This window comes from Streptococcus infantis, from assembly GCF_001579645.1.
In the GTDB taxonomy this organism is placed as follows: Bacteria; Bacillota; Bacilli; order Lactobacillales; family Streptococcaceae; genus Streptococcus; species Streptococcus infantis_E.
The window spans coordinates 73685-86201 of the sequence record NZ_KQ970823.1 but is presented as its reverse complement, the minus strand read 5'-3'; the positions used below and the strand labels follow the sequence as shown (position 1 = coordinate 86201).

The 12517-nt window shown below is 40.2% G+C and carries 8 protein-coding genes and 1 pseudogene; all 9 read right to left on the bottom strand.

Features of this window, described 5'->3' with window-relative positions:
• Positions 1–5185 (bottom strand): alpha-L-fucosidase (locus SINDD18_RS08455; RefSeq protein ID WP_061863818.1); only part of this gene is annotated, 5185 nt, incomplete at its 3' end.
• Positions 5186–5507: 322 nt separating this feature from the next.
• Positions 5508–6392, bottom strand: coding sequence for an ROK family protein (locus SINDD18_RS08450; protein ID WP_061863817.1), 885 nt, complete (start codon positions 6390–6392; stop codon positions 5508–5510).
• Positions 6393–6407: 15 nt separating this feature from the next.
• Positions 6408–7325 (bottom strand): dihydrodipicolinate synthase family protein, encoded by a 918-nt coding sequence (locus SINDD18_RS08445; RefSeq protein WP_016466210.1) that lies wholly within the window; start codon positions 7323–7325, stop codon positions 6408–6410.
• A 164-nt stretch (positions 7326–7489) separates the two neighbouring features.
• Positions 7490–8140, bottom strand: coding sequence for a YesL family protein (locus SINDD18_RS08440; RefSeq protein WP_061863816.1), 651 nt, complete (start codon positions 8138–8140; stop codon positions 7490–7492).
• Between the two features lie 20 nt (positions 8141–8160).
• A complete protein-coding gene (locus SINDD18_RS08435; protein WP_061863815.1) occupies positions 8161–8613 on the bottom strand; it encodes a YhcH/YjgK/YiaL family protein in 453 nt (150 codons plus the stop codon).
• Between the two features lie 200 nt (positions 8614–8813).
• Entirely contained in the window at positions 8814–9656 is an 843-nt protein-coding gene (locus SINDD18_RS08430; RefSeq protein ID WP_049502842.1) for a carbohydrate ABC transporter permease, read from the bottom strand.
• Positions 9657–9671: 15 nt separating this feature from the next.
• The gene (locus SINDD18_RS08425) at positions 9672–10538 is read right to left on the bottom strand and encodes a carbohydrate ABC transporter permease (protein WP_081108297.1); all 867 of its coding nucleotides are present in this window, start codon (positions 10536–10538) and stop codon (positions 9672–9674) included.
• A gap of 233 nt (positions 10539–10771) precedes the next feature.
• Positions 10772–12097, bottom strand: coding sequence for an ABC transporter substrate-binding protein (locus SINDD18_RS08420; RefSeq protein WP_061863813.1), 1326 nt, complete (start codon positions 12095–12097; stop codon positions 10772–10774).
• Positions 12098–12214: 117 nt separating this feature from the next.
• Positions 12215–12517, bottom strand: a pseudogene (locus SINDD18_RS08415) (N-acetylmannosamine-6-phosphate 2-epimerase); the annotation flags it as partial.

Genomic DNA, 12517 nt, shown 5'->3' with positions numbered 1-12517 from the left:
CTACTGCATCCTGTGTCTTAGCTGCTTCGATAGCAGTAAGAGCTTGCTCGGATAACTCGACTAGTTTCTTCTTAGCTTCCTTATCATCACCTAGTTCTTTAGTCTTGTTTTGAATAGCCTCTGCCAAGCTTGCCATTGCCTTGTCGTAGTCAATCTTAGGCTCTTCTGGTTGGGCTGGTTCCTCTGGTTTCGGATCCTCTTTCGGAGTCGCTTGAAGTTGGTTGATAGAAGTTAGAGCTGCTTGCAAGGCTTTGTCTACCGCATCCTGTGTCTTAGCTGCTTCGATAGCAGTAAGGGCTTGCTCAGATAATTCAACTAGTTTCTTCTTAGCTTCCTTATCATCACCTAGTTCTTTGGTCTTGTTTTGAATAGCCTCTGCCAAACTTGCCATGGCCTTATCATAGTTAGGCTCTTCTGGTTGGGCTGGCGTTTCTTCGACACCGTAGTTCTCTTCCTTATCAAGGATCGTTTGCAAGGCTGTAGCTGTTTTCAGAACTTCTTGTGGTTTAGCATCACTTGCTGAAAGTTGCTCTGATAATTTGTCCAAGTTTGACTTAAAGGCTTGACGTGCCTCTGGAGTGTTCTTCAAGCTTGTTTGGTCAAATTTATCCAATTCATCCTTCCAGTTCTTCATAGCTTGAAGCAACTCTTCTTTGGTATAAAGAGCACTATCTTCTCCATGAGTGATAAACTGGTCAACTTGGATACCAATATTTTTCGTAGTATCATTACGTTTTGGATCCAATTGCAAGGTTACAGCATGCCATCCCTCTTCAAGTCCTGTTAGACGAACGAGAGTCTGATCACCTTGACGTGTGGCAGCTGTACCACTGAAGTACTTCTTACCGTTGTATTCAGACGCATTACCTAGACCATCTTGATACTCGACTCTTCTACCGTCTAACGTCACCTTGTAGATACCATGACCTGGGTCTACAAAACCTTTAATTTCTAAACCTGTACCGTAGAAGTAGGCTGTTACACTAGCATTTTTCTTTTGCTCTTCTGTTAAACGACCAAATGACGCCCAAGACTCAGTGTTTTGGTATTTACCTGATGAATTGGTTTCATGGTGCCAACCTGGACTATAGTCAAGTTGACTGGCCTGATCATCATGACTGACTTGATCTTTTTGAAGCAATTCAGCTTTCATCACTCGAATCGTTGCTTCTGAAGCAAAGCCAAGCAAAGCCTCATCTGAAGCACTCGTCATTTTCACTTTGAAGTCAAAGATAGAGTCAGCTTGCTCCGTAAAGTCAATTGTTGGAATTGTCAAAGTCTTTTCTGTTTCACCTTCTTGGAAAGTCAAATCAGCTGTTGTATCCTTATAAACCTTACCGTGAACCCCTGTTCCTGGTTCAGTCACGACATGGACTGTTGCAGCTCCTTTGCTACCACCAACACGTTTAATGGTTACAGTAACTGGTTGTCCTTTTTGGACTTCATAGGTAGTTTCTTTCAACTCAAACATACCTTTACCAGCATTATTGAGCGTGTAGATACCTTCAGTTGCAATAGCTTTGCCAGTTTTGTTGACGAGTTTGATGGTGTGTTCACCTGGAGCCAAGTCATCTGTTTCATAAACCATCTGGCTACGTTTACGAGCCGCATTATTAGTTTGTACGTCTGCAACCTTTTGACCATCCACATAAACTGACATTTCACCGTGATTTGGATCCACTGTAGATACGACATAAGCCTTAGTTCCATTGAAGCGGTAGGTTACGCTAGCATCTTTTTGATTGGTCCACATGGATGTTCCACGAACGCCTTCAGATTCGTCATACCAGGTTGTATTTGCTTTATCAGCTGTTGTATTTGAATGGTAATCCAAACCTAGAGGATAGCCATCTGTTTTTTCGATGCTACTTGGTGTCTTATAAACAGAGAAGTTTGTCAAAATAGGAGTTGCTTGTGAATTCGTGATAGTCACACGAATCTTTTGTGCTTCCACAGGTTGACCTTGGACGAGACGACGATAACCAACAGTCGAACCTTCTCCATATGGAACCCAGCGACCATTGAGCTCAACTTCAACCTTAAATCCAGAGATACGTTGACCTTTAGCAATATCTTCTTTGAGTTCGACTACGTCAAAGCGTCTCTTTTGACCGAGATCGACAGTAAATTCACCTGTCTTGGCATCATTTGACAATGCCCAACTAGTATCATCCTTACCATCGGTTAGGTTACTTGCTTGATACAAGTGATTCTTACGGGTAGAGCTTGCCGTTACAGTTGCTCCCTTGGCGAAGTCAGTTGCATACATTTGGTCCAAGGTTGCTCGGAATTCTTTCAAACGAGCTACGTCCGCATCTGCGAATTTACCTTCTTTATTAGGTGGAATATTGAGTAGAAGTGGCGTTCCACGACCAACAGACTTGAAGTAGATATCCATCAAATCTTTGATTGATTTTGGCTGTTGATTGTCATGGTAGAACCAACCTGAACGGATAGAAACGTCTGCTTCACCGACAGAGTACATATCTCCTTCTGGGTCTCCATGGTTGAGATATTCATTCTTCACATCGTCAGTGATTTTAGCTTTCTTAACCTTATGCCAAACTGGATCTCCAGCGATACCACGTTCATTACCGATCCAACGGACACTTGTCGGTTGTGCAGAGAAGATAGCGATATCTCCTTCAGCTTCCTTGATGTACTTGAACCATTCGTCAAAGGTGTAGGTTACTTTTTGAGCTCCACTACCACGCGCACCGTCCATCCAGACTTCGATGAATTTACCATTGTTTCCGTATTTAGGATTTCCAAGGATTTCCTTGAGTTGGTTGAGATAGTATTCGTTATACTCTTTTTCAGTTGAAACATGATATTTAGGGTTATTAGCATCCCATGGTGATAGGTAAACACCCATATTCATGTCATACTTAGTCGCTGATTTAGAGATTTCTTCGAGAAGGTCACCCTTACCATCTTTCCATGGACTTGCAGCCACCGTATGGTCTGTATATTTAGATGGATAAATCACAAAACCGTCGTGGTGTTTGACAACCATGATTGTTCGTTTGAACCCAGCATCCTTCAAAGTCTTAATCCACTGGTCTGTGTCAAGATTTGTTGGATTAAAGTACTCAGGATTTTCTCTACCATTTCCCCACTCAGAGTTGGTGTAGGTATTCATTCCATAGTGGATGAAGGCAGCCAATTCTTCCTTGTGGTAGTCCAACTGAGCCTTGCTTGGAAGTGGTCCATAATTTCCAATTTCTGTTTCTTCGTCTTTTGGATCCACTACTGGAGTTGCAGGAGTTACTGGTTTTGGATCTTCAATTTTTTCGTATTCAAAAATAACTTCATTCACCCCTTTATGTTGAATTGTTGCTTCTTGATTTTCATTGACTGCACGGTATCCTGCAATTTCTTTGGCTTGGAATCTATGAACAAAGGAAACATCGTATTCTTTACCATCGTTATTATCCACAGTTGCAGTTGCCAATTCTTGGTCGGTACCTTTCAAACGATAATGAACGTCAAAGGAACCTTTATTGACTTTATAAACCACCTTGATGACACGAGTTCCTGCAGGAGCCTTGCTCACAACGCTATAATCATCTTCCCAAGCATCTTTTAGTTGCTTGTTGACAGCTTTGCCGTCAATCGATACAATCTCATATTTTTCTTTATTCTTCTTGAAGAAGTCAGTCTTTTCAATTTCTGTTTTATAGTTATAGTCGAACTGAGTTCCAACTTCTGTCTTTTCAACAAAAGTATCGTTTTCTTTGACTGGATTATCATTTTGGTCTAGGTGTTCGACAACAACTCGTCCATAGTCAACACCTTCAAGGAGAGTTGCTACACCACTTTCATCGAAGGAATATTTGTTTTCACCGATAACAGCTGTCTTATTTCGAAGCATTTCTCCCTCTGGAGTGAAGTAATAACGATTGCCGTTATCGCCTTGATACCAACCTTTGACACCGTACTTGTCAATGATTTCTTTGACCCATGCCAATTGTTCTGGCGAGAGGACAAGCCCTCCTCCAAAGCGATCTTTTTCAGCAATGTTTGCATTATCGACAGTTCCACGTTGGTGAATCCCAATGACCTTACCGTCACCATTGATAATTCCACCACCAGAAAGACCAGAAACAGAAGTCAAACGATAAGTGACACCAACTGTTCCCTTATCATCATACTTTTCAGTACCTTTAACAACACCGTCCGCCTTATACAATTGACCTGGAACAATTGGTTCCTTCAATTCTGGAGATGTTGAATCAGTAGGGTAACCGATGGTGCTAACAGGTTCCCCAGCTTTGTATTCTCGATGTTCTGCTAAAGGAGTAAAGGTAGCTGCCTTATTTGGACTTGCAATTGAAAGTGGAACTGGAGCTACAACCAAGGCTAGGTCATTCTTATAGCCTTCACCGAATTTTTCTTTATTCCAGAAATGAATATCTTTTTCCTTGAACAAAACAGTATTTCCTGAGCTTGGCAAAGAATTATTCTTAGCAGTATTTGAACCTACATTGTAATAGAACTTAGCCGTATCACCACCACGGATAGAACCCGCATTAGTATCCGCATCCTTGACCAAGAAGTTGTGGGCCACTGTCAAGATGACATTTGGAGCAACAAAGATACCTGAACCTGAGTTAAGGTATCGCTGACTACCGCCATTTGCCAGAGGTGAGCTAAAGATTGAATAAACCATAGTAGCAGATGTAGCTGGTTGACCTTCATAATTGATATGCTTAAGGTCTTGTCCGCCATTGATAATAGCTCTATTTTCTTTTTCGCCTTCAGATGGAGCTGCTTCTGTAGGTTTCAAAATGCTCTTAGTCTCTACTTGTGGGCTATCTTTTTCTGATACAATAGCTGCAGTATCCACTTTTTTCACTGGTGTATCAGGATAAGCACGATCAGGGATTTCTTCAGGGAGTATATCGCCAGCCACTTCAGCAGTCTTTCCTTCCTCTGCTACTTTCTCGATAGCAGGTTCTGTTTTTTCAGTTACTTCTTCTTTAACTGCTTCTTCTTTTTCATGATCTACATCTGCCACTTCTTTTGCTTGACTATCTACTTCAAGTTTTGGTTCCGTCACAAGTTCACTAGCCGCAACATTACCAGATGCAAAAAAAGCAAGACCGACTGCTACAGAAGCAACACCAACAGTCAGTTTACGAATACTAAATATTCTACCTTTTTCTAAAAAATATTGTTTCATCAAATACTCCTAATCTTCTAGAGCAGTCAGCTACTGCCCGAGCCCAGTGTAATCTGGCGACAATTTTTGTTTGATTCCCTAGCTTAAAATTCTTTCCCTGAGCTATTTATTTTGAGTAAATATAAGATTGTAGAAATCGCTTACATTTTTAAAAAATAAAATAATGCTTCCATTAGCAAGAATTTTTCTAGAGTTTTCGCATTATTATAAATATACTATGTTATATTAAAAAATGCAAGGGTTTTCAAAGTTTTAACTAGATTTTTACTAAATGATTATTTTACTTTTTATGACTAAAAAATCCTAAATTGGCAAGGCCAACTTAGGATTGTTTTGTTTTGAAGTGATAGTAGGCTCCAAGCATACCTGCAGTATTTTGATGACGCGCAAATTCTAATCTTGTTTTTTCCGCTAAGCTCGGAACAAGCGCATCTTTCAGAGCTGTACGAATTTTCGGTTTCAAAATCGCTTCTTGCCCCATAATACCACCACCTAGTATAACAACCTCTGGATTGGCAACATAACAGATGTTAGCAAGACCTTTCCCAAGATAGTCTACCATACGGTCAATGCCCTCCATACAGAGTTTATTGCCTTCTGTAGCTTCTTTGAAAATTCTGCGACCATTCCAATGAGCCACTTCCTCATCATGAGCCTTGGCTACATACTCAACCAAGGCAGTTGTAGAAGCTAAATCTTGGAAAGCCCCATCCTGCATATGCATATAGCCAACTTCACAGGCAGAATTACTAAATCCATGGAAAATCTGGCCATCAATGATTAAACAACCACCGATACCTGTTCCGATGGTCAAACAAAGCGTTATTCCTGCACCTTTTCCAGATCCAGAAACCGCTTCTGCTAGCCCTGCGCAGTTGACATCATTCTCAATTTCACAAGGAATGTTAAAGCTTTCTTCAATTTCCTTTTTAAATTGAGTTCCTGCATAGTTTGGAATTTGTGGACCAGCATAGAAAATCTCACCCTTATCAGGATCAACCATTCCCGCAGAGGAAATGGCTACACCTGACACTGGTCCTTTTTCTAGATAGCTAGCGACGATATCTTTTGTCTTTTGTAAGATGTGTGGACCACCCTTATGCGCCTCAGTCGCTACTTCGTGAGACTCTACAAGTTGTCCATCCTGATCAATTAAACCATATTTGATATTAGTTCCACCAATATCAATTGCAACGTAATTAGTCATAAAGCCTCCTATTGATTAGAGGAAACGCTCCTTAGTTTCACGAATCAATTGAGCAGCTGCTTCTACAACTGGACGATCTTCTTCGGTCACTGGTGTAAGTGGAGAACGAACTGATCCGATATTAAGTCCTTCATTGATTTTCAAGACTTCTTTGATTACTCCGTACATGTTTCCATGTGCCGCAGTCAATTTACCAATGATAGCGTTGATTGCATATTGCAATTCACGCGCTGTTTCTAGGTCTTTATCTGCAATCAATTGGTTGAGTTTCAAGAAGAGTTCTGGCATAGCACCATAAGTACCACCGATACCAGCTTTTGCACCCATGAGACGTCCACCTAGGAATTGTTCATCTGGACCGTTAAAGACGATATGATCATCACCACCAAGACTAACAAAAGTTTGGATATCTTGAACTGGCATTGAAGAATTTTTAACACCGATAACACGTGGGTTCTTCAACATTTCTGTGTAAAGACTTGGAGTCAAAGCAACTCCTGCCAATTGAGGAATGTTATAGATAACGTAGTCTGTGTTTGGTGCTGCTGCACTGATGTCGTTCCAGTATTTTGCTACTGAGTACTCAGGCAAACGGAAGTAAATTGGTGGGATTGTTGCAATAGCATCAACACCCAAGCTTTCTGCATGACGAGCAAGTTCGATACTGTCTTTAGTATTGTTGCAAGCCACGTGAGCAATGATGGTCAATTTACCTTTAGCAACTGCCATGACTTCTTCCAAGATCAATTTGCGGTCTTCTACGCTTTGGTAGATACATTCACCTGAAGAACCGTTGACATAAAGTCCTTGAACACCTTTATCAATAAAGTATTGCACCAAAGCACGAGTACGTTCTGGGCTTACTTCGCCCGCATCATCATAACATGCGTAGAAGGCAGGAATGACGCCTTCATATTTTTTTAAATCTGACATAGATTTCTCCTAAGATTTCTTATTTTCTGCCCTGAGCAGATGATTTTTTACTATTTTAGTATACACCTTGTAAAAAGCGCTTTCAATACATCCAAGCCACTTAGATTTTAATTTCTATTCATCTTCCATAGCTTTTCATGTTTGAAAGTAGTTTCATATCATTTTCAATCTGCTTGATATTTAGCAAACCATTTTTCCATTAATCCAGCCTGGCAAAAGGCAAGAAGACCAAAGCCAAAGAGTAGAAATGCTGAACCACCAAGCACTAGAGTAAAGCCTGATAGATAGAGAAGCATAATGATTAACAAAATAATCGCAAGCATCAAGAAGAACCACACGAAGTTAAAACTTACCAAAAGTAATCCCTTTTGGAGCACTTCTTTCCAAGTTAATTGATAGCGTGCAGCAATTGGATAGCTAGCCAACATAACTAATGTTAAAAATATCAGAATTCCCAAGCAAATAGCTTTAATGAGCTGAAAGGCAACTCCAGTTTGACTCCAAAATAGTGATAAGTCAACCACACTGATCAAAAAGATTCCTAATTCCAGCAAACCTAACTGAAAACCTAATTTCAAATTTTGCTTAAAGGCTCTCATATACGTTCTAAAAACAGGAACACGACGACTACTCTTAACTTCGAAGATTGTCTGATAGAGACTGATTTTAGCTACTCCAATAGTCACAATAGGCAAACAAGACACAACAAAGAGTAGGTTAACCGTCACGATATCTAACACTTTCTCACAAAATCGCATCAGAAAGTTATCCGTATCAAATGCCGCTTTTATCAATCCAGATCCTTTATGTGCCATTGTTTGCTCCTCCTAACTGACTAATCGATTAAAATTTTAAATAAATATTTGCGAACTTTATCTTCCATACCTGCATAACCGTTAGGCTGATGAGGTTCTCCTGGGAAGAAAACTGCAAAATTGTGATATCCCAACAAAAGTGGGTAATGTTCGTGACAATGAACAAAGCCGATATCGCTAGCTTCGTCAAAGGCTACAGCCTCGTCTTTTACACGAGAACCGTAACTAGAATACTCATGCCCTTCAACTAACAAATGCAAATCTGCATAGTTTTTATGATGCTCAAAGCGATCATTTTCTTCTTGGTTGAGAACATTTTCCTGTACAACTAAGAAGACCTTATCTCCATCAATATCGTATTTACCTAATTCAAAAGTATCTTTACGATGCTCATAGAGATAATCAATAGCCTTGTCCAGATTTGGGTGAATTCCCTTGTAAAAACTAATGTTTTTTAAATCATCAAAAATCATAGTAATTTCCTTTACCTGATTGTTATCTTCAGACACAAAATGTCTAGCCAGTAAGTTTATAAGTGTCTAACAAAACTTCACGAAGTAACCAACTACTCTCCATTTTGTAGACACTTATATAGCCTATATTCTCTTAATCTATCAACTATACTTCTGCATACTGATAAACAAATTGTACTATATTCAATTTTCGTAGAGTACTATCCTTTGACAGCTCCCATAGTAATCCCTTGAGTGAAGGATTTTTGGAAGACAAGGAAGACTGTTACGATTGGCACAGCTGCAAGGGCAGCCCCTGCCATGATCAAACCATAGTTAGTTGCCATCTCGGCTTGCATAGTCGCAACCCCGAGTGAGATGGTCAAGTTGTTACGAGATGTCAACATTACCAACTGCATGAAGTAGTCATTCCATGTATTGATAAAAGTAAAGATTGCAAGAGCTGCAAATCCTGGCTTCACGATAGGGAAGGCTACGCTCCAGAATGTACGAATCTCGCCACATCCATCGATTTTAGCAGATTCAAGCAATTCTGTAGGAATGTTTTCACTGAACTGTTTCATGAGGAAGACCCCAAATGGCCATCCGATTAACGGCAAGATAACCGCCCAAAGAGTGTCGTGGATTCCCATAAAGTTAACGATACGTACCAATGGTACAAGGACAACTTGTTTTGGAAGGGCCATGGCAGCGATGAAGATTGCAAAGAGAATGCGTTGTCCATAGAAACGTTTCTTAGCCAAGACATAACCCGCTAGTGAAGAGGTTGCACAAACCAAGAACATCGTTACTAAAGAAATGAACACTGAGTTCCACATCCATTGCAAGGCTGGGTTTTGCACCATCAATTGTTGGAAGTTCTCCATAGTTGGAGCTTTAGGGAACCATTGTGGTGGAATCATAATGGTATCTGGTTGTGATTTGAATGCACCTGTCAAGATCCAGTAGAATGGGAAGATAAACAGTACAGTCAACAAGAGCAAAATGATTGTTGAAATAACAGTAAAGGCTGTTAATGGTTTCTTTTGTTGTGTAGGTTGCATAGCTGTCTCCTTTCCCTAATATTCTACATCGTTTCCGAGGATCTTGAATTGAGCGAAGCTGACAAGGGCAATCATAACTGCCAAGAATACACCAATGGTATTGGCATAGCCATATTCAGTCAATTGGAAGGCTTTTTCGTAGAGGTAGTACATAAGTGTACTTGTTGAGTAGTTTGGACCACCAGATGTCAACAATTGAATCAAGGCGAAACATTGGAATGAGTTGATGGTTGTAATGATTGCGATATAAAGAGTTGTTGGAAGGAGGCTTGGCCATTTAATCTTCCAGAATACTTGAAATTCAGTCGCACCGTCAACACGAGCTGCTTCTACAAGTGAATTATCAATATTACCCATTGCAGCGATGTAAAGAATGATTGGTTGACCAACTGATGTTGTCAAAAGGATAATCATAATCGCCATCAAAGCCCAGTTTTTATCTCCCAACCAAGAAATGTTTTGGCTGATGATATGGCTTGACTTAAGCACGAAGTTCAAAATACCTGATAGTGGATCGTAGATCCATTTCCATACTACTGTTACGGCAACACTACCTGTTACTACAGGAAGGAAGAATACGAAACGGTAGAAAGATCTAGCAACGGCATTTTGTTGGTAAGTTTGTGATGCCACAAAGAGCGAGAAGAGTACAACGACTGGTACAGACCCAATAACCAAGATTACGGTATTAATCAAAGATTTTGTAAAGACAGGGTCTTTAAACATACGAATGTAGTTGTCCAAGCCAACAAACTCAAAGCTAGTCATCGAGTAGTTAAAGAAACTTGTGATGAAGCCCATGATCATTGGAGCTAAAACGAAGACGGTAAAGAAGATTAATACTGGTGCTAGGAATGCGTAGGAAACAATAGTTTCCCGCATGCGAATTTTATTGATTTTCACAGTCGGCACCTCACTTTCACATAGTTTTGTTTTTTTGACTGTTATCTGACCCTGATCTAAAATCAAAATGAAATTTTTCTAAGATTCGTCAATGTAAAAACTTCATTTTAATTTTGACCTGTCAGTTGCTTCTATTTCAAACAAAAGTCCCCCTTTTCATACACAGATATGCTCAGGGAAAAGGGGGGAACTCAGTTTTTATTTAGGGCTTATTATTTAGCTGCTTTTTTGATTGTTTCATTCGCTTTTTCAGTGAATGCTTTCAATGCTGCAGCAGGTTGTTCGTCACCATTTGATACAGCTTGCAACATTGGGAACCAAAGTGTTCTCATTTCAGCAAATCCATCGATTGTGTTGTAGTATGGTGAGTAGTATTGAGTCCAGCTACCGATTGTTTCCATACGTTTGTCATCGTAAAGTTTACCAAATGAAGTACGAACTGGGAATGCGCCTGTACGAACTACGTCTTTAGGACCCCATTCTTTGTCATCTGCGATGAATTGGATGAATTTCTTAGCTGCTGCGACTTTCTTTTCGTCTTTGTTGTTAAATACTGCAAATCCATTTACAAGGTATTCAAGAGCTGGTTTACCTGAATCAGATGGGAATGGTACTTCTACCACTTCTACTTTACTTGATTCCAAAAGTTTAGCTTGGATACCATTTTGAGCTGGTGCCCAAAGGATTGTGTAAGAAGTTTGACCATTTGCAAAGTTTTGGATGTCTGCTCCACCGTCAAATTGTGAACCGTTGTTCAACAAACCATCTTTGATCCAGCTTGATGCTTTTTCAAGACCTTTAACGAATTTAGGATCGTCAGTTGTATACTTAGTTACATCTTTGTCAGTTACAGAACCGCCATAAAGGTTAGCGATGAAGGCACGTGTTCCTTGGTCTCCCCCTTGACCTGAACTGAACAATGAACCTGGTGTATATCCTTTATCTTTAAGCGCTTTCAAAACTTTTTCAAAGTCATCAGTTGTCCAACCTTCTTTTACAAGGTTTGCAACTCCTGCATCTTCCAACATTTTCTTGTTCATCGCCATGTAGAATGGTGCAGAACTGATTGGATACATGTAAGCTTTATCACCAGCTTTGCTTGCTTGGATGATGTTTTCGTTGTTAACATCTTTAACAAATTCATCTGTAAAGAGGTCGTTCAACTCAGCCAATTTACCATTTTTACCGTATTGGATGATACGTCCTGGTGCGTCAAAGAGTACGTCTGGCGCAGTTCCAGCTTCGATTGCTGTAGTGATCTTTTCAGGTCCAGATTTGAAGTCGATTGTTTCTAGTTTAACTTTAACATCTGGATTTGCTTTTTCAAAAGCTTCGATGATAGATTTTTCATAAGTTCCTACACCATCGCCAGTTTTTTCTTGAGTAAAGACTGGGAATGCCCACCAAGTGATTTCAGTTTTTCCACTGTCACTACCTGAGCTAGCCGCATCTTTGTTTGCATCTGATTTGCCACAAGCAGCAAGAGATAGAACCGCAGCACCCGCAAGTACTGTACAAGCTAGTTTTTTAAATTTCATTTGTATTCTCCTAAATGATGATAAGCGTATCCGAATCGGATAATGAGTAATGTGGACTTTGTATACGTTTTCATTTTTTCCTACTAATCAACCACTCTCCTCGTTTTTTATATTGTGTTATTTAAGACCCGCAACAAATCGTTCCGTGATCTCTTTTGGTCTAGTAATAGCGCCACCAACTACGATACCACGCACCCCGTAACCTAGGATTTGCTTAGCTTGTTCTGGTGTGTGAATCTTACCTTCGGCGATGACGTCCACCCCTGCGTCGCAGAGTTTCTTGATGAGTTCAAAGTCTGGGCCATCCACTTTTGGACTGTAAGAAGTGTAACCTGACAAGGTTGTTCCGACAAAGTCAATTCCCGCTTCAACTGCTGTTAGACCTTCCTCAAAGGTACTTGTGTCAGCCATCAAGAGTTG